Source organism: Chryseobacterium lactis, from assembly GCF_003815875.1.
GTDB lineage: Bacteria > Bacteroidota > Bacteroidia > Flavobacteriales > Weeksellaceae > Chryseobacterium > Chryseobacterium lactis.
Genome location: NZ_CP033924.1, coordinates 65,654 through 84,976, shown reverse-complemented (window position 1 = coordinate 84,976; position 19,323 = coordinate 65,654). Strand labels below are relative to the sequence as shown.

Here is a 19,323-nt window from a genome sequence, read left to right as displayed (position 1 = left end):
AAAATAGATATATCTATATAAAAATGATACATAAAAATCTGATATTGATCATTATACTTTTTGGACAGCTGCTGACCATTATGGATATTTTCATTATTAACGTCTCGATCCCTTCTATCCAGCGGGATATCCATGCCTCCAACGGTGAAATACAGTTTATGATTGCCTCTTATCTAATCGGGTTTGCCTCTTTCCTGATTACAGGGGGAAGGCTGGGAGATTTATACGGCAGAAAAAAAATCTTTGTCATTGGATTGCTGCTTTTTATGCTGAGCTCTTTGGCTTGTGGAATTTCTGCAAATGCTCTCCAGCTTGTTATTTCAAGATTTATACAGGGAATCAGTGCGGCGGCAATGGCTCCACAAGTGCTGGCGATGATACAGATTTTATTCTCAACCCATGAAGAACGGACTAAAGCTATGGGATGGTACGGAATTACAATTGGAATAGGAACGATTTTAGGGCAATTTCTGGGCGGATATTTTTCATCACTAACCGTTATTGATGAGTCATGGAGGTTGATTTTCCTGATGAATATTCCGATTTGTCTGCCGGCCATCTTTTTTAGCCTCAAATTGTTGAAAGAATCTAAATCCCCGGTTAAAAAATCCTTTGATATTCTGGGCGTTTTTATACTTTCAACAGGGTTGTTTTGTTTTACTTATGCTCTTACTGCCGTGGAACATGCAGGAATAGGTTGGCAAAATATCCTTGTAATCATTATTTCTGTTGGGATATTAATTTATTTTATAAAAAATCAGAGAACCAGAATTCTGAAAAATCGATCCTATCTGATTGATTTCAAATTGTTTCGTTATCAAAATTTTAATCTTGGGATCATAGCCGTTTCCTTCTTTTTTATCATGCTGGATTCTTATTTTTATATTTTATCCTTATACTTTCAGGATGGATTAAAGATGAATCCACTGGCAGCCGGGGAAATCATTGTTTTCCAGGGAGCAGGTTTTATACTGGCATCTTTGTTTTCTCCGGGAATGATTCTCAGACATGGAAAAAATGTTTTGATTGCGGGTCTTAGTCTCATTAGTTTGGTTCTTATTATACAAGTTCTGGTATTCAATACCCAAACTCCTTTTTATCTTTTTTATCTCCTTTTGTTTTTACATGGAGTAGGAGTAGGTTCAATAATTCCTTCATTGGCCAATATTGCTTTATCAGGAATGCCTGAATCTCTTGTAGGTAACGCATCCGGAGTGTACAATACTTTTCAGCAGGTGGCGGCTATCGTTGGGATTGTTGCTGTCGGAAGTGTTTTTTATTATTTTCTGGGTGAAAAGCCAACGTCCGGAGATTACCATATTGCATTTACCGTAGCCACTTTTATTAATATTTTTTGTTTAGTACTGGTGATGATTTTCATTATTAAAGTGCCGGATCATATCCTTCCCAAAAAAAGAATGCTGAGAATGTAAATGAATTGGAACTTTTGTAGGTTTTAGCTACTTATAAATTGGGCATTAATTCTATGGTCCTGCCTTTTGGAGCAATTATTTTTTTACCAATGCCTGGGTGATTTTTGCGATATTTCTGGTGATTTCTGTAGGAGAATGGCAATCACAGTTGCTAAGGCCTATCACATAGATGTCTTCGACGGGAATATAAACTCCCATGCTTTTAAATCCAAAAACGCTTCCACCATGTTCACGATCAGGGATTCCATTGATTTCTTTCAGATGCCATCCATAACCGTAAGTGAATTCCTCACCGTTATTAAGCTTATATTTTTGAAATGCCTTTTGTGTTTCTGCAGGATTTAACAAAATATTCTGGCCTAAAGCCTGTTGCCATTTTAGCATATCATCTACCGTTGACATTAATGAACCGGAAGAAAAAGGAACACTAAAGCTGATGACGGTTTTATTCACAAAACCATTTTCTTTTTTGTGATAACCATATGCTCTTTTTGGAATAATTTTCCGGTCGGAGGCATAATAAGAATGGGACATTCCTACTTTGTCAAAGATGTTTTTCTGTATAAAATTCTCATAGGTATCGCCGGAAACAAACTCTATAATATATCCCAAAACGACATACCCGGAATTGTTATAATCAAACTTTTCTCCCGGAGAAAAATCAACAGGTTCGTTTTTGAAGAAATCAACCATTGCTTCAGGTTTCATTTCCTTCTGTGCTATAGTCGACAGAGATTTCATCTTTGTAAAATCCTTAATACCCGAAGTATGTGTTAAAAGATGGTGAATGGTAATTTGATCACCATTAGGATAATCCTTACTATATTTTGAAATGGGATCATTAACATTAAGCTTACCTTGCTGCTCCAGCATCAGAATAGCAACGGCAGTAAATTGCTTGGTCATAGAACCAATCTGAAAAACCTGTTCCGGAGACATATTCACATCGAGTTCCAAGTTGGCTTTTCCGAAAGCTTTCCGGTAAAGTATTTTTCCATTCTTTGCCACCAGAAATACTCCACCAGGTTCATTTATGTTACCAAATTCAGTCGAAATCAAACTGTCGATTTTCTTTTCATACGTTTTTGAATGCTGTTGTGCACTCATGGTATTGCTAAAGAAAGCAAGCAGTATAAGAACGGTTATAAGTTTTTTAATAATCATATCGATGTATTTTGTTATACAAAGATATAATTTATTTTTATTACTATGTAATACAATATAGTAATTTGTGTTTTTTTGAATTAATATGATATGATTTTGATCTTTAATGACCTATGTGGAAGCTAATAAGAAGACTTCTCCGCTTGCAGGCTGCAAGTCATCAGTTCGATCTGAAAAATAGAGTTGTTTGATATTGTTGGTAGAAATAATTTCGGGCCGCTCAAATCCAGCTTCCTGAGCGAGAAGCAGTACCTCATAAGGAGCAAAGAAACTGACAAACGGTGTCCCTGATTCTTTGGCACCTTTCTCTGCAATTTCCTGCATTGGTTGATCTTCTTCGTCGAGAAGGTCTATCGGAAGATAGAAAGACATTGCCAGTTTTGAGCCGGGAGCAAGCGTCGCGATCTGTTGTAAAGTGGTTGAAATTGCTTCTCTTGTAAGGTATAGTGTAACTCCGGTACAGACAATCACAGCAGGTTCATGAATATTGAATCCGGCTTGTACAAGTTCTTCCCACCAGGAAGAAATTTCAAAATCAACCGGTACAAAATGTAAATTATCGGATAGTTGAAATCCTGTTTCTGACAGTCTGCTTTGCTTCCATGCTAAGGTTTCCGGCTGATCAATCTCATAAATCTGTAGCTGAGAAGCAACATCTGTTCTGCGTTGTGCAAAGGTATCAAGGCCTGCTCCAAGAATAATATACTGTTTTATTCCTTTTTCACTTTCCTTGATCATCAGATCTTCGATAAAGCGGGAACGAGCCACAATGGAAGCGCGCAATCTTCGGGTATACTTCATATCCGGACGTTCCTGCCAGCCTTCTTCAGGGGAAACAAGCTGCAGCCCGATTGTATCTTCAAGAATATAGGGTGCCGCATCCTTCTGAACATGCAGAGCTCTCCACAAAGCAGTTCTTACTGCCGTATTATCCGGCTTAGGAGTATTATAACTTTCCATTACTACTATTTTTGGACTGAAATTAATAACATCATGGGACGGCGAAGTTCATCCTTCATTTCAGGATATTCTTTCAGCATTTCAGGTCCCGGTTCAGGTTCAATGATTTCTTTAATTGTAAAACCGCAGCGTATCAATGTATTTAAATAAGAAGTTAAAGTTCTGTGATACTTGATGACATTTTCACCCAAAAAGGTAGTATTCCTTTTTTCTTCAATAAAATACCGGTCAACCGGCCAGCAGGTCTTTTCACCATCCTTATCATAGATCCAGTCCTGGCTGCCTTCTGCGGTAAAAACCGGATGTTCCACAGAAAATACAAAATATCCTCCGGGAACCAGCCACTGGTGTACATTTTGTGCAACAGAAGCAAATGATTCAATATAATGAAGAGTCAATGAACTGAGAACGATATCAAAAGTGTGTTCAGGATAAGTGACGTCCTCCAGGGCTTTTCTTTCGTATTGAATTCCTTCCGGATTATTAATCTCTTTAGCTTTCGCCAGCATCTTTTCCGAAAGATCAATTCCAATTACGGACTGTGCCCCATTTTCAATGGTGTAGCGGCAGTGCCATCCAAATCCACAGCCTAAATCCAATACCTTTTTATCTTTAAAATCGGGAAGCATTGTTTTCAAAGCGTGCCATTCACCGGCTCCTTCCAGTCCCAGCTGGGAGCGAAGCATTTTTTCGTACTGGTCGAAAAAAGATGGATTGTCGTATTTATTTTCTTTCATAGGATAAAAATATTGAATTGGCTTAACAGCGAATAAGACATTTTAGTGGAATAGGGCTTACGTAAAAATACAACAATTAAAAAAATCAAAAATAAAATCCTTTAAAAAATTAAAGGATCTGTAAGGTTTCAAAAAATATTTAATTATCTCTGATTCTCTTTCACCGCACGAATCAGTTTTTCGTTTCGTTTATCGGCTCTTGCATTATTCAAAGATAAAACAGCCCATATCGCAGCTGGCAGCCATCCGATTACCGTAATCTGTAAAATCAGACAGACAATTCCTGTGATAATTTTTCCACGAACCATAAAGGAAAGGAATGGAAGTAAAATAGCTAGTAACATGGTTTAAGATTTTAATTAATAAAAAATTTAATGAGCTTGAGGGTCAAAGTAAGCCTTAAAAGTGAGAGGGTCTTCAACTTTATCTTCAACTTCTTCAAGATATTCTAAATATTCTTCCTGATGCTTTTCCATATAAATAAGCACCACAGCAAGGTTTACAAACAGATTTTTGTCATTAGATCCTAAAGCTAATGCCTTTTTCAAATATCGTAAAGCTTCTTCATTTTCACCCATATCGGAATAAATTGCGCCGATATTGATTAAAGCAGCAGTGTTTTCAGGCTCAATAAGTAAAATTTCATCCAGTTCTTTCACTAACAGATCATTTAATTCATCCCAATGATCGTCATTGTCCCATCTTTTAGCCTGAAGTTTTTTAACGTTTTCTAATCTTAATGTTATATTGCTCATGATATAATAATTGCAGAACCGAAGCCTGTTTAATTTACAAATTTACTTTTCTTAAAATAAATCGATGTAGTTTTTAATGGGATGAAAAATCCCCTTTGATTTTAAAACCTAAAGGGGACTTTGTTTATTTTATCCAAATGCTCTTTTCAACAAACTCTCTACTTTCGGTTCACTTCCTCTGAAGGTTTTGTATAATTCCATAGGATCTTTGGTTCCTCCGGAGGAAAGCAGGACTTTATATTTAGCTGCAATTTCAGGATTGAAAATTCCGTTTTCTTTAAAATATTGAAATGCATCAGCATCCAGCACCTCTGCCCATTTGTAAGAATAATATCCGGAAGAATATCCACCCTGGAAAATATGCGAAAAGCTTGGGCTCATCGCTGTTTCAGAATTCACAGGATAAAGTGTAGTTGCTTTTGTATACTTATCCTCAAAGTCTTTGATACTCTCATTTTTCAGTTCTTCAACTTTGGTGTGATAACTCATATCCAGAAGTCCAAAACCAAGCTGTCTTAATGTTTGGTAACCTTCCATGAAGTTTTTAGACTGCTCAATTTTTTCAATTTTTTCGTCAGGAAGAACTTCTCCGGTTTTGTAGTGCTTTGCAAAAGTCTTTAAAAACTCAGGTTCGTAGCAGAAGTTTTCCAGAAACTGAGAAGGCAATTCTACAAAATCCCATTTTACAGAAGTTCCTGAAAGGGTAGAATATTGTGTATTGGCCATCATTCCGTGAAGCGCATGTCCAAACTCATGAAACAAAGTGGTTACCTCCTGGAATGTCAATAAACTAGGGGCATCTTTTGTTGGTTTACTGAAATTACAGACAATGGAAATATGTGGACGGGAATTTTCACCATTTTTTTGATACTGGTTTTTGTAGCTGGTCATCCATGCGCCGGCTCTTTTCCCTTTTCTTGGGAAATAATCTACATATAAAAGAGCTTTATAATGGTCACCCTGAGCGGAGGTTTCTCTCACTTCATAGACTTTTACATCTTCATGGTATTTCGGAATGTCATTTCTTTCTTCAAAAGTTAATCCGAAAAGTTTTCCAGAAAGTCCGAAAACAGCATCCTGAACCTGATTTAATGGGAAATAAGGTTTTAATTCTTCATCGTTCAGGTCAAATTTTTGTTTACGAAGTTTCTCTGCGTAGAAAGTATGGTCGTAGCTTTGCATTTCCTCAATTCCGTCGGCTTTTGCCAGGGATTTTAATTCTTGAATTTCCTTATCAGCATAAGGTTTTGCTTTGGTTAAAAGCTCATTTAAAAAATCAAAAACTTTCACCGGCGATTTAGCCATTCTTTCTTCAAGAACAAAATCTGCGTAATCCTTATATCCTAAAAGTTCAGCTTTCTGTTGTTTTAAATTGAGAAGTTCTTTGATCAGATTTTGATTGTCGAATTCGCCACCGTCAAAAGACTTTTTACCATTTGCCAATGCCAATTCTTTTCTCAATTCACGGTTTTCGGCATAGGTCATGACAGGAATGTAGCTTGGATATTGTAAAGTAACCACCCATCCTTCAAGGTCTCTTTCCTTAGCTTCTTCAGCATATTGTTCAATAATCGCTTCCGGAATACCTGCCAGTTGCTCTTTATCAGTGATATGTTTAAAATAAGCATTGGTAGAGGCCAATACATTCTGCCCGAACTGTAACGATTTTATGGAAAGATCCATGCTGATCTTTTTTAATTTTTCCTTGTCTTCTTCATTTAACAAAGCACCACTTCTTACAAAACCTTTGTAGGTTTCATTCAAAAGCATTTCCTGCTCTTCATTTAGGTGGTACTGACCTTTCTCATCGTATACTTTTTTGATTTTATTAAAAAGTGCTTCGTTTTGAGAAATTTTTGAAGAATATTCTGTTAAAATAGGAGAAACTTCCTGAGCAATCTGCTGAAGTTCATCATTGGTTTCCGCAGAATTTAAATTGAAGAAAATATTCGAAACCAGATCCAGTTGTTCCCCGGAATAAGCCAGTGCCTCAATGACGTTTTCGAAATTAGGAGCTTCGGGATTATTAACAATAGTATTGATTTCTTCTTCTGATTGCTGAATTAATTCTTTAAAAGCGGGAAGAAAATCTTCATTTTTAATATGATTGAAAGGTGCTGAATGATATGGTGTATTAAATTTTTCTGTTAAAATATTCATTTTTCGATTTTTATTTAAGGTAAATTTAATGATTCATAGGGAATCACAGCTGAAATGCTCAAAAATAATGCCCGAATGTCAGGGTATGACAAAAATGCACTATCTTTAATTGATCTTGTCACAGGAAGATGACGACATGAGGGTGAATGACTGATTTGATCAAAAAATTATCATCAGAATAACAAACACTCACATGAAAAAAATCTTTTTTTATTGTCTTTTCTTATCCGGTTTTGTTGAAGCTCAACAGGCAATTCAACCTTATGGAGCTACACCTTCTGAGAGACAGCTGGCCTGGCATGATACTGAAGTGTACGGGCTGATCCATTTTACCCCAACAACCTTTGAAGATAAAGAATGGGGATATGGCGATGCAGACCCGAAAATATTTAACCCCACTCATTTTGATGCCGAACAGATTGTAAAAGCTGCCAAAGCAGGCGGATTGAAAGGCGTTATTTTAGTTGCGAAACATCACGATGGCTTTGCGCTGTGGCCTACTAAAACTACTTCCTACAATATTTCAAAAAGTCCCTTTAAAAATGGAAAAGGAGATATGGTAAAAGAAATGCAGCTTGCTGCTCAAAAATATGGTTTGAAATTTGGGGTATACTGCTCTCCGTGGGATAGAAATAATCCGTTGTATGGAACGAATAAATATCTCAGTATTTATCAAAACCAGTTAAAGGAATTGTACAGTCAGTATGGGAACCTGTTTATGAGCTGGCATGACGGAGCAAACGGAGGCGACGGCTATTACGGAGGGGCAAGAGAAAAAAGAAATATAGACAATACTACCTATTACGATTGGAAAAACACCTGGGCAATTACCCGGAAAATGCAACCGATGGCCAATATATTCAGTGATGTGGGCTTGGATATACGATGGGTAGGTAATGAAGGTGGGTACGCTGCTGAAACGAGTTGGGCTACTTTCACACCAGCAGCTCCTCAAGGCAAAAATGAAGCAGTTCCGGGGCAGGCCAATTACCCTGAAAGCCCTACCGGTATCAGAAATGGAAAATTCTGGATGCCTGCAGAATGTGATGTACCCCTTAGAAAAGGGTGGTTTTTTCATGCTCAGGAAAAGCCAAAATCACCGGAAATTTTATTTGATCTTTATCTCAAAAGTGTAGGGCGTGGTGCAGGACTTGATTTGGGGCTGGCACCGGATAGCACAGGTCAGTTGCATGCAGATGATGTGGTGGCTTTACAAACTTTCGGGACGATGGTAAAAGAAACTTTTGCTCATAATCTGGCAAAGGGGGCCACTGTCCAAGCCAGTAATACACGGGATAAAACCCATGCAGCTACTACCTTGCTGGATGGAGATAAGCAAAGTTTTTGGGCCACTGAAGATAAGGTTCATGAAGCAAGTCTGGAAATAAATCTTCCATCTCCCCGTACATTCGATATCATCAGTTTGCAGGAATTCATTCCTTTGGGACAAAGGATTGAAGCTTATTATATTGAAGTTTTTAAAGATAATACCTGGAAAAAGATCTATGAAGGAACAAGTATTGGAGCAAAGCGCTTGATTAAACTGGATAAACCCATTACCACAAGTAAACTGAGACTGAATATTACAAAATCTCCGGTTTGCATTACCTTAAGTGAAATCGGACTTTATAAACAAGCTAATTTGTGATATTACTATTGATTGAAATGTTATTTATTTCAATATTTATTCTCAAATAATAACGTGCTAATGAAAAAAATATTCTTTTGCTGCCTTTTATTAAGCAGTTTTATCGGTGCACAAAAATCTATTCAGCCATACGGAGTAACTCCTTCCGAAAGGCAATTAGCCTGGCATGATGTTGAGGTTTACGGCCTGATTCACTTTACACCCACTACTTTTGAAAATAAAGAATGGGGATACGGAGATGCGGATCCAAAAATTTTCAATCCCTCCCAATTTGATGCTGAGCAGATTATAAAAGCAGCCAAAGCGGGTGGATTAAAAGGAATTATACTGGTTGCCAAACATCATGACGGTTTTGCGCTTTGGCCAACACACACTACGTCTTATAATATTTCTAAAAGTCCTTTCAGAAATGGTAAAGGAGACATGGTAAAAGAAATACAGCTGGCAGCCCAAAAAAATGGGCTTAAGTTTGGCGTATATTGTTCACCATGGGATAGGAATAATCCTGATTACGGAACATCAAAGTATCTTGCCACCTACCAGGCACAGCTAAAGGAGCTATATAGCAATTATGGAAACCTGTTTATGAGCTGGCATGATGGAGCGAATGGTGGTGATGGCTATTATGGCGGTGCCAGGGAAACGAGAAGTATCGATAGTTCAACTTATTATGATTGGATAAATACTTTTGCGATCACTAGAAAAATGCAGCCTATGGCAAGTATATTTAGCCGTGATGTGAGATGGGTGGGGAATGAAGAAGGGTATGCTGCTGAAACAAGCTGGGCCACTTTTACCCCCGGAACTCCACTAGGAAAACATGAAAAAATCCCCGGGCAACCCGACTATCCGGAAGGGACAACAGGTACACGGAATGGAAAACTCTGGATGCCTGCAGAATGTGATGTCCCTCTCAGAAAAGGCTGGTTTTTTCATGCGGAGGAAAAGCCCAAGTCAGCCGAAGTTCTGTTTGATCTTTATCTTAAAAGTGTAGGGCGTGGAGCGGCTTTAGATCTCGGGTTGGCTCCCGATACTACTGGCCGTCTACATGATGACGACATTGCTGTATTACAGGCTTTTGGTAATATGGTACAAAAGACTTTTTCCAAAAATCTGGCTGAGGGAGCGACCATTAAAGCAAGTAATATCAGAGATGAAATTCATGGAACCCAAACATTATTGGACAGAGATAAACAAAGTTTTTGGGCAACTCAGGATGATGTTTATCAGGCTGATCTGGAAATTGTTCTGCCTAATGAGAAGACATTTGATATCATCAGTCTGCAGGAGTTTATTCCTTTAGGGCAAAGAATAGAAGGATATACCCTTGAAGTCTTTACAAATAACAAATGGGGAAGAATTTACGAAGGGAAAAGCATAGGTGCCAAAAAATTGATTAAATTAGATCAGCCTCTTACCACAAATAAGTTGAGGCTTAGTATTACAAAATCTCCGGTCTGCATTACCTTAAGTGAGCTTGGGCTTTATAAAAAAGCAAGTTTGTAATAATCTTGTCATAGGAGAAGTTGAAGCAAAATGAGAATAATTAATTTTGAAACCAGTTATCAATGAAGATAAAAAGTTAAAACCCAAAAAATAATAATACTATGAAAACACTCTTAAAAATTATCGGGATCATCATTCTGTTGGTGGTTGTATACGCAATCATTGCAATGCTAGCCTTTAGTAAGGATTATCATTATGAAAAATCTGTAGTGATCAATGCTCCTAAAGAGAAAGTATGGCAACACACTGGTTCTCTGAAAGCCTATAATACCTGGGATCCTTTTTCGAAAGAAATTAAAAACTTCTCTGTTACCTATTCTGGAGATGGAGAAAAAATGGGAGATTCTTACCATTGGAAAGGAGATGATAGTGAGGGAGAACAAACGATCACTGAGATTGTACCGAATGAAAAATTAGGCACCCAACTTCATTTTATAAAACCTTTCGATGGAAATGCTAAAAGTAACATTATCCTCACTCCTGATGGAAACGGAACAAAAGTAACCTGGACGATTGACAATGAATTGAACACCATGATGAAAATTATGAAACCTATGATGGATCATAATATGGATAAGATGTTTGGACAAGGATTGGGTGATCTCAAGAAACTGGCTGAAAAATAAAGAACAAAGCTGTACCATAAAGAGGTGCAGCTTTTTTATTGTGCTTTGGTTTAAAATTATATGGATCATTAGTTTGTTTTTATGAAGAGCCGAAAAAGTATATTATTATTCTAAAAATATTATCTTTATATAAAGATTCGATTTATGGAGAAGATTGTATTTGAAAAAAGTGGTATCAGAGACTTTGTAAAGGCAACCATCGCAGAAAAAATAGAAAAGCTTAAAAATTTCATTGAGTTTACGCTGGAGGCAAGTCGTGATATTAAAAAAACTCCTAAATATGACAGCATGAGAGAAGAAATGCAGGAAGAAATTTATCAGATGCAGCGGCAGCTGGCAGCTCTTAATGACCTTAAGAGAAATATGGCAAAGGTCCTGAATACTTCTACTGAAAGGGTACAGCTGGGTTCTCTGGTGATTACCAATAAGGCTCGGTTTTATATTTCGGTTTCATTAGGAGAATTTTTCTATGAAGGAGATCGGTTCTACGCCATTTCCCCGGAAAGCCCAATGGCTAAAAAAATGATGGGGATGAAACCCGGAGACGAGTTTACCCTGAATAAAATTCATCAGAAGATTGTGGAAGTGTTGTGACAGGTAAGGATAGATGATGAATGATAGATGATAGATGATAGATGATAGATGATAGATGATAGATGATAGATGATGCGGATAGAGCTGAATATGTGGTTGACGATTATCAATCGGGAACTAAAAAACGCCTGTTAAATTTTTCTTCATCTCATGGATATTAAGTTACATGTTGTAATTTTGTATCTATGAACAACGCAGAAATTTTAAAAGAAATCATAGAGCAAAGAAGGAGTATTTTCCCAAAAGATTACACTGACGCAGAAATTTCTCAGGAAGTTATTGATGAGATTTTACATTCGGCGACCTTGGCTCCCAATCATAAACGTACCAAACCCTGGCGTTTCAAAATATTCAAAGGGGAAGAAAAGGCAAAACTGGCTTCAGAAATGCAGACCATCTATAAGGCTACTCAACCTGAACATCTTTTCTTAGAGAAAAAATACAATGACATAGGCTTTAAGATCAATAAAGCAGATACTGTTATCTCGATCGTAGTCAATTTTAGCGGAATGGTTCCTGAGTGGGAAGAAATCGCGGCCACTTCTATGGCGGTACAGAATATGTATCTTACCTGTACAGCTCATCATATCGGCTGTTATTGGAGTTCTCCCAAAATTGTAGATGACTTGAAAGAATCTCTTACCATAGAAGAAAACCAGAAATGTCTGGGACTTTTCTATATGGGAAACCTGGAGTAATAGCCCTGATTGAGCGGCCTGTTTGAGCTCTTTTTCTTTGCAAAAGAAAAAAGCGAGTAGCGAAAGCAGGTTCCCGGCTTCCTGAAAAATAATTTGAATTTAGAAAACTTTTTACCCGGAGCTTTTTACTTCAAACTTTTTTACTATCTTTGCACTCTTAAATATTTAACTGGGACGAGTTCCCGTAAAATTCAAACATTATGTCAGTAAAAATCAGATTACAAAGACACGGTAAAAAAGGAAAACCTTTTTTCCACATCGTGGTTGCAGATTCTAGAGCTAGAAGAGATGGTAGATTCATCGAAAAACTAGGAACTTACAACCCAATTACTAACCCAGCAACTATCGAATTGAACGTTGATTCTGCTGTACAGTGGTTAAACAACGGTGCTCAGCCTACTGATACTGCTAGAGCTATCCTTTCTTACAAAGGTGCTCTTTACAAAAAACACTTACAAGGTGGTGTAGCTAAAGGTGCTTTTGACGAAGCTGAAGCTGAGAAGAGATTCAATGCTTGGGTAGACGCTAAAGACTCTAAAGTACAAGGTAAAGTTGATGGTTTAGCAACTGCTAAAGCTGATGCTAAGAAAGCTGCTTTGGAAGCTGAAGTAAAAGTAAACGAAGCTAGAGTTGCTGCTGTTGCACAAGCTGAAGCTGATGCTAAAGCTGCTGAAGAAGCTGCAAACGCACCTGCTGAAGAAGTTGTTGCTGAAGCTACAGAAGGAGAAGCTCCTGCTGCTGAAACTGAAGAAAACACTGAAGCTTAAGAACAAATCCTGTTATGCGTAAAGAAGATTGCTATTTTTTAGGTAAAATCACACGCAGACATGGACTTGCGGGTAACGTAATCCTTAAATTGGATACCGATCAACCCGAGCTTTACAATAAATTGGAATCAATATTCGTTGAAATCAACGGATTATTGGTTCCATTTTTTATTGCTAAGTCAGCATGGAGCAAATTAGATGCTCTGAATCTTGCATTCAAAAACTCTTCTGAAGCAATGGTAGACCAGGTTTTAGGTAAAAGTGTTTACCTTCCGCTGGATTCTCTTCCAAAACTTACAGGAAAACAATTCTATTACCACGAAATCATCGGATTTGAAATTTTTGATGAAAACGATAACAACTGTGGAGTGATCAGATCCGTAAACGATCAGACGGCACAGGTGTATTTCGTTACCAATCTGGATGGAAAAGAAGTGGTAATCCCTATGATCAAGGACTGGATTCTTGATGTTGACAGAGAAGAAAGAACGATCAAAATGGAACTTCCTGAAGGCCTTGTTGACGTTTTTCTCGTACCCTCTAAAAAAGATGAATAATTATTGTCATAAGCAATAATTATTTCTTTCTCACTTTTTAACATTACTCATTACTGATTATTCATTACCCATTTTTAACGCGGGTAAAAGATATTCCTGTACAATTTTTTCAGATTGTGAATGAGCATAAGGTTTATTGTAAGCTGTTGCTGTAATCACTATGACAACCGGAATATCTGTGAAAATAATAATTTTATTGCCTCCATTTCCACTGCATTGATAGGCCTCAAAATTTTTGCCGCCTGATTGATACACTTTTCTCCAGAACAGATATCCATATCCATCAGAATCTTTATCCTTCGTAAAATAATTGGTGAAAGATTTTTGAATCCATGCTTTGTCTATAATGGTTTTACCGTTCCAATTTCCGTTATTTTTATAAAGCTGGCCAAATTTGGCGAAATCCAGTGCTTTCATTCGTAATCCTCCGGCTAATGAAGGTTTTTTCTGAGGCGTAAACTGCCATTTGTAATTTGTGATTCCAAGAGGTTGAAATAATCTTTGAGCAGCATAATTTTCCAGGCCTTTTGGAACGGCTTTATCCAGAATATCTCCGGTTACCACCACACCGGCGGTGAAATAGCTCCAGTTTTTTCCTGTTTCATTTTCTGTCATGGGCAGATCTAAGGTAAATTGTACCCAATTTTCTGTTGGATACATATTTTCTTCATTTCCGGCAGATTCAGAATCGGCATCGTTTCCGTCAAATCCGGAACTCATCGTCAATAAGCTTTTTATGGTAACATTCTCTTTTCGGGAAGAATAATTTTTAAATTGTTTCAGGTTGTAAAACTCTTTCAGGTTTTGATTCTCACTTTTTAAATATCCTTCTTTTATTGCAATACCGGTTAAAGCCGAAGAAAAGGATTTTCCTACCGATCGGGTGTCCTGTAAAGAATCTCTTCCGGAGCCGCTAAAGTATTCTTCGAGAAGTAATTCGCCATCCTTTATAATAACAATTCCGGTCAGATCTTTGAATCTGTTTTCTGCTATTTTCTTATTCAGTGTTCTGATCGATTCTTTATTGATTTTCTCCTGAGAAACTTTCCACCCACTATTGGGTTTGATAGGTTGAATAGCAATCTGTTTCTCAGAAATATTTTGAGTAGGAACGGTAAGGTTAATCTGTCCTTCCGCGATGACAGGTCCTGTTTTGATGGCAGAGATCTTCAGATAAGGACGAATTTCAATTTTTAAGATATGATTTCCTGCTGCCAGAGCATCGATTCCGTCATGACCCATGTAAAAACGCATCCATAGGTATCTTCCCCAGGAATCTTCGTTTTTACTGCTGACAAGAGGGATTTGTAATGCCGTTTTAAGTTTTTTATTTTCCGCAGTACCGGCACCTGCATTGAGATTTTCTGTGTAGATCAGCTTCCCGTCGACCCAAAATGAGAATTGATAATTTCCGTTTTTCAGTAGCTCATCAATTGTCCAGGCAGGTTCAATTTGATGAAGATAATTAACCAGAGAATTATCAAAATAGGCATGAATAGCCAGATCGCCATTTTCCTGAAATACAGAATTGGTGAGAATGTCCGAATCTTTTAAATTTTCAAGGGGAGTTGTTTTGTTGAGGAAAATAATTTTCCCGGAATATTTTTTATGAACCGGATTTTCAATTTTCTCAGGAACGATTATATTTTTACTTTGTCCCTGGTAATGATAGAAGATGAAAATAAAGATCAATAATAGAGCTGGTCTCATGGCAAGAAGTATTTAATCAAAAATAATAAACTTCTTTACAGTAAAATAGAATAAAATTAACATTGCTGTTTTATAACACATATTCTAATTAAACAGCTTTCTGAATTCTCCCGGAGACTGATTTGTTTTTTGTTTAAATAACTTACTGAAAGACTGAGGATGTTCAAAACCAAGTTCATAAGCAATTTCACTCACGGATAAACTTGTGGTACTCAAACGTTCTTTCGCGGAATCAATTAATTTGTTCTGAATATGCTGCTGTGTGTTTTGCAGAGTATGGAGGCGAAGCAGTGTCCCAAGGTAATTGGGCGAAATATTCATCTGTTCGGCTATACATTTCACGGAAGGAATTCCATTTTCTATGAGGTTTCCGTTTTCGAAATATCCTGAGAGAATCTCTTCGAATTTATGAAGCAGTTCATGACTTGATTTCTTTCTGGTAAAAAACTGACGTTCATAAAAACGGTCAGAATAAATCAGCAATAATTCTATCTGTGCAATAATCAGTTCCTGTGTGAATTTATCAATGTTTGACTGATATTCACGCTCAATATTTTTAAGAATTTCAACAATGATATTCTCTTCTTTATCTGAAAGAAAAAGGGCTTCCTTCACCTGGTAGCTAAAGAAATCGTAAGATTTTATTTTTTTGGTTAATGACGTATTCCAAAGAAAATCAGGGTGAATCAACAATAAAAATCCCGTAGGTTCTACCTGGATATCTTTTCTTATTTCCAGACTTAAAAACTGCTGTGGCGAAACAAAACACAAGACTCCTGAATCAAAATCATACTGCTGCTGCCCATAATTGAATTTTGGATTGACATTTTTCTTCAATCCGATTGAGTAAAAATTCTGAATCCATTTCAATTCTTCATCTTCCACAATATAATGTACCTTACTGTAATCTATCAGACTGATCAGGGGATGCTCAGGGTTTGGAAGACTACAGAAAGCATGAAAATCTGAAATAGAATTAAAACGAAGAGGCTGTTTCATAATGGCTAAGTTAATGGTTTTTGTAAAAAGTATAAGATATTGTTTCAGAAAGACTTCAACTCTGCTCAGACTGACTTTTCTAAAAAACCAATGTTCAAATTATTCAAACAAAGTTGTTAGAATGTTATCCTGAGCGGAGCCGAAGGATATTATTGCAAATTTAGATCGCTGTTGAAACCGTCAGACTTTCCCATTTTTCAGCATCTTTCTTTAATATATCAATTTTATTATCTAGAAATTCCATTGTTCCTACACCCAATAATAAATGAACAGGAGGATTCTTCTCTTTGCTGATCTGGATCAGAACATCAGCTGCTTTCACCGGATCATTAGGCTGATTGCCATTGATTTCCTGAAGGTGGGCCTGCTCAGAATTCCTTGCCGCTTCATAGGCCTGAATAGGATTTGAAGGAGTTTTCACAGAATCTTTATGTAAGAAATCCGTACGGAAGTATCCCGGGTAAACAACTGTAGCATGAATACCAAAATCTTTTACTTCTTCAGCTAATGCCTCCGTAAATCCGGCAACGGCAAATTTTGTTGAACAGTAAATTCCCCAACCCGGAAAATTAGCAGAATATCCGCCGACAGAAGAAATATTGAAGATGTTTCCTGATCTTTGCTCACGAAGATAAGGCATGGCATTTCTGATCACATTTAAGGTTCCGAAAACATTCACTGCATAATTTTCTCTAGCTTCTTCATCGCTAAGTTCCTCCAGGGTTCCGATTTGTCCGTAGCCTGCATTGTTGACAACCACATCAATTCGTCCGAAATGTTCAACGGTCTTGGCAATCGCAGATTTTATATCGTCGTTATCTGTGATGTTGACGCTAAGCGGAAGGAAATTTTCTGAAGTTTCTCCAATTGTAGAAATGAGGGATTCAACGGTACGGCTGGTGGCCGCAACCTGAAATCCTTCGGATAATAATTTTTTTACCAGCTCGAATCCTAAGCCCTTTGAAGCTCCTGTCACGAACCATACTTTTCTTGTTTCCATTTTTAAATATTTTTTTGTTTAAATGATGGTACAAAGATGAAAACTTACAGGAGGGGAAATGTAGCCGAATCGGGGAATGATGTATCCAAATCGTGAACAGTGATTTCTCAGAATGTCATTTTGAATGAAATCAAAAATCTCAAACGATTGATCACTAATAAGGTTCTTTGAAATTCGTTTGCAGACCTGTGGTCGTTGGCGGAAACCGAAGATCAATGACAAAACCTGAGAATTTAACTTTTAAGCAGCTTCTCTGCTTTAGGATAATTTTCAGTGAGTTTTCAGAAGATTCCTGTATTTCAAAGGGGTAATTCCAATATTTTCTTTGAAACACCGGATAAAATGACTTTGATCAGCAAAACCGCATTCCAGAGCAATATCCGTTAATGAAGAAGGTGAATTGAGAAATTCTATTGATTTATTAATCTTTAATTTTCGGAGATATTCTCCCAGATTGCAATGGAAATATTTATGAAAATCTCTGCTCAGATGAATAGGATGGATATTTAATGTTTTAGAAAGTTCTGTAAGACTCAGGTTTTCTGCGAAGTTTTCATGTAAGATTTCATTAATCTGGCCTACCCACAGCGGTTTTCTTTCTTTGCTTTCCTTCTCATAGGTTAATTGACTGAAAAGATGCAATAATAACTGATTGATTGCCATTTCGGGAGATGTATCATTGGTTTTTGTTTCTTTAAAAATCTGATGTACCAATAATTTGAAGGCCGGATTTTTTATATTGAAACTACCTTCAACTTTGTTTTTCTGAATGTCAAACCGTTCAAACCAATTTTGCGTGATTTCGATGTGAAAACCTCTGGTAAAAACCTCCGGTTTAATATTATAATGCGGATCTTCCCAATGATGGTACAATAATGTTCCTGCAGAACAGCCATAAGTTTCTTTTCTGTTTCCTTCTGTCATATTGCCCTGAAGCAAAAAGGTGAAATAGGCATTTTCATGATAATGCCAGTCTACGAAAGGATGTGTATATTCCGTATCTGTGATAGTCAATCCTTCTAAATTGACCATTTGATTGGTTTCCCCGAAATATTCGCCGTTTCGTAGAGTGTTCATGATAGATTTTGTTTTAAATGTTCAATCTGGTCATACATTTTGTTGAAAAAAATTCTCCTTTCCCTGTTTCCTGACTCATTAAGTGATCTTGAGTTTTTGATCTGATGCTCAAAGTAACTTAAAGAATCCTCACACGTCAGTTTATCACTGGTCATCATATATCCGAACATACTAAAAGGGATAAAAAACGAACATTGCTGCTCATTTTTAAATAAAATACTATTGTTTAAAATTACCAAATCATTGACATAGATCTGGAAATTGGATTTTTCCAGTGTTTTGTTTTCAAGCTCCTGCAATAATTTCTTAACGTCATCAAGAATAAGATCAGCATCATTCTTCTTTAAAAGACCCATTTCGAAATAAAAAGAAATTTGCCTTAAAGCACTCATAATGGTGGTATCATTCCATATCTCTGTTACATTTTGCTTATCATACAAATCTTTAAGCATTTCATTTTTAACTGAATGATATTCAATATTAAATTCATGGAATGGACTTAAAAATTTATCCTGATTCAGAAGATTCATCCATACATAAAATTTGAAACGTGATAAAATTGAATCTGAAATAGTATAAAAAAACGGAATATCTTTCGCAGAATAATAGACTTTAGAATCTGTGATGTTCTGGAAAACATTCAAGATCTTAAGGGAACTTTCAAAATAGTTTAATAAATCTTCGGTAGTCTTTACCGGTTGTGTTCTTCTGACCACCAGTTGGTTTTCTGTTCCCAAAAATTGATCGAGAGAAATCTGGTAATATTTTGCCAGTTCCAACGCTTCATCAAAACTAAATTTCGCTTTCAAAGAAGTCCTTCTGTGGGCTGCATCATAGCTGATGTTGAGAATATTGGCGATCTCATCGTTTAACGACCGGTCCCCGATTTTTCTACGGATTTCCTTTAGTAAAGCTTCCTGGTGCATAGTTTT

The 19,323-nt window shown here is 36.9% G+C and carries 19 protein-coding genes; 8 read left to right on the top strand and 11 right to left on the bottom strand.

Annotated elements, in window-relative coordinates:
- The first annotated feature begins 23 nt into the window (after positions 1-23).
- On the top strand, positions 24-1,433 hold the full coding sequence (locus EG342_RS00405) for an MFS transporter (protein WP_103293979.1): 1,410 nt from the start codon (positions 24-26) through the stop codon (positions 1,431-1,433).
- A gap of 75 nt (positions 1,434-1,508) precedes the next feature.
- Here the strand turns inward: EG342_RS00405 and EG342_RS00400 are convergent, their stop codons facing one another.
- From EG342_RS00400 to EG342_RS00375, 6 genes are all read right to left on the bottom strand, one after another.
- On the bottom strand, positions 1,509-2,597 hold the full coding sequence (locus EG342_RS00400) for a serine hydrolase domain-containing protein (protein WP_103293980.1): 1,089 nt from the start codon (positions 2,595-2,597) through the stop codon (positions 1,509-1,511).
- A gap of 111 nt (positions 2,598-2,708) precedes the next feature.
- Complete coding sequence (locus tag EG342_RS00395) at positions 2,709-3,557, bottom strand: class I SAM-dependent methyltransferase (protein WP_103293981.1); 849 nt, start codon at positions 3,555-3,557, stop codon at positions 2,709-2,711.
- A gap of 5 nt (positions 3,558-3,562) precedes the next feature.
- Positions 3,563-4,294, bottom strand: a complete 732-nt coding sequence (locus EG342_RS00390; protein WP_103293982.1) for a class I SAM-dependent DNA methyltransferase — start codon at positions 4,292-4,294, stop codon at positions 3,563-3,565.
- A 143-nt stretch (positions 4,295-4,437) separates the two neighbouring features.
- Positions 4,438-4,638, bottom strand: a complete 201-nt coding sequence (locus EG342_RS00385) for a YqaE/Pmp3 family membrane protein (RefSeq protein ID WP_103293983.1) — start codon at positions 4,636-4,638, stop codon at positions 4,438-4,440.
- Positions 4,639-4,665: 27 nt separating this feature from the next.
- Complete coding sequence (locus EG342_RS00380) at positions 4,666-5,049, bottom strand: tetratricopeptide repeat protein (protein WP_103293984.1); 384 nt, start codon at positions 5,047-5,049, stop codon at positions 4,666-4,668.
- A 129-nt stretch (positions 5,050-5,178) separates the two neighbouring features.
- Positions 5,179-7,209: a M3 family metallopeptidase gene (locus EG342_RS00375; RefSeq protein WP_103293985.1), complete on the bottom strand. Its 2,031-nt coding sequence runs from the start codon at positions 7,207-7,209 to the stop codon at positions 5,179-5,181.
- A gap of 193 nt (positions 7,210-7,402) precedes the next feature.
- Between EG342_RS00375 and EG342_RS00370 the strand changes: the two genes are divergently transcribed.
- From EG342_RS00370 to rimM, 7 genes are all read left to right on the top strand, one after another.
- Complete coding sequence (locus tag EG342_RS00370; RefSeq protein ID WP_103293986.1) at positions 7,403-8,857, top strand: alpha-L-fucosidase; 1,455 nt, start codon at positions 7,403-7,405, stop codon at positions 8,855-8,857.
- A 60-nt stretch (positions 8,858-8,917) separates the two neighbouring features.
- Complete coding sequence (locus EG342_RS00365) at positions 8,918-10,363, top strand: alpha-L-fucosidase (protein WP_103293987.1); 1,446 nt, start codon at positions 8,918-8,920, stop codon at positions 10,361-10,363.
- A 101-nt stretch (positions 10,364-10,464) separates the two neighbouring features.
- Entirely contained in the window at positions 10,465-10,989 is a 525-nt protein-coding gene (locus EG342_RS00360; protein ID WP_103293988.1) for an SRPBCC family protein, read from the top strand.
- A gap of 144 nt (positions 10,990-11,133) precedes the next feature.
- Positions 11,134-11,583: a hypothetical protein gene (locus EG342_RS00355; protein WP_103293989.1), complete on the top strand. Its 450-nt coding sequence runs from the start codon at positions 11,134-11,136 to the stop codon at positions 11,581-11,583.
- A 185-nt stretch (positions 11,584-11,768) separates the two neighbouring features.
- Positions 11,769-12,281: a nitroreductase family protein gene (locus EG342_RS00350; protein WP_103293990.1), complete on the top strand. Its 513-nt coding sequence runs from the start codon at positions 11,769-11,771 to the stop codon at positions 12,279-12,281.
- A 200-nt stretch (positions 12,282-12,481) separates the two neighbouring features.
- On the top strand, positions 12,482-13,048 hold the full coding sequence (locus tag EG342_RS00345) for a 30S ribosomal protein S16 (protein ID WP_103293991.1): 567 nt from the start codon (positions 12,482-12,484) through the stop codon (positions 13,046-13,048).
- A gap of 14 nt (positions 13,049-13,062) precedes the next feature.
- Positions 13,063-13,605, top strand: coding sequence for a ribosome maturation factor RimM (rimM, locus tag EG342_RS00340; RefSeq protein WP_103293992.1), 543 nt, complete (start codon positions 13,063-13,065; stop codon positions 13,603-13,605).
- Between the two features lie 57 nt (positions 13,606-13,662).
- Here rimM and EG342_RS00335 read toward each other — a convergent pair whose 3' ends face one another.
- From EG342_RS00335 to EG342_RS00315, 5 genes are all read right to left on the bottom strand, one after another.
- Positions 13,663-15,315 (bottom strand): serine hydrolase domain-containing protein, encoded by a 1,653-nt coding sequence (locus EG342_RS00335; protein ID WP_103293993.1) that lies wholly within the window; start codon positions 15,313-15,315, stop codon positions 13,663-13,665.
- Positions 15,316-15,399: 84 nt separating this feature from the next.
- Entirely contained in the window at positions 15,400-16,314 is a 915-nt protein-coding gene (locus EG342_RS00330; protein WP_103293994.1) for a helix-turn-helix domain-containing protein, read from the bottom strand.
- Between the two features lie 160 nt (positions 16,315-16,474).
- A complete protein-coding gene (locus tag EG342_RS00325; protein ID WP_103293995.1) occupies positions 16,475-17,314 on the bottom strand; it encodes an SDR family NAD(P)-dependent oxidoreductase in 840 nt (279 codons plus the stop codon).
- Between the two features lie 270 nt (positions 17,315-17,584).
- Positions 17,585-18,391 carry a helix-turn-helix transcriptional regulator gene (locus EG342_RS00320; protein WP_103293996.1) on the bottom strand — a complete coding sequence of 269 codons (807 nt, stop codon included), beginning with the start codon at positions 18,389-18,391 and terminating at the stop codon, positions 17,585-17,587.
- Entirely contained in the window at positions 18,388-19,317 is a 930-nt protein-coding gene (locus tag EG342_RS00315; protein ID WP_103293997.1) for a helix-turn-helix domain-containing protein, read from the bottom strand. Before EG342_RS00315 ends, EG342_RS00320 begins: the two co-directional genes overlap by 4 nt.
- Between the last annotated feature and the right edge of the window lie 6 nt (positions 19,318-19,323).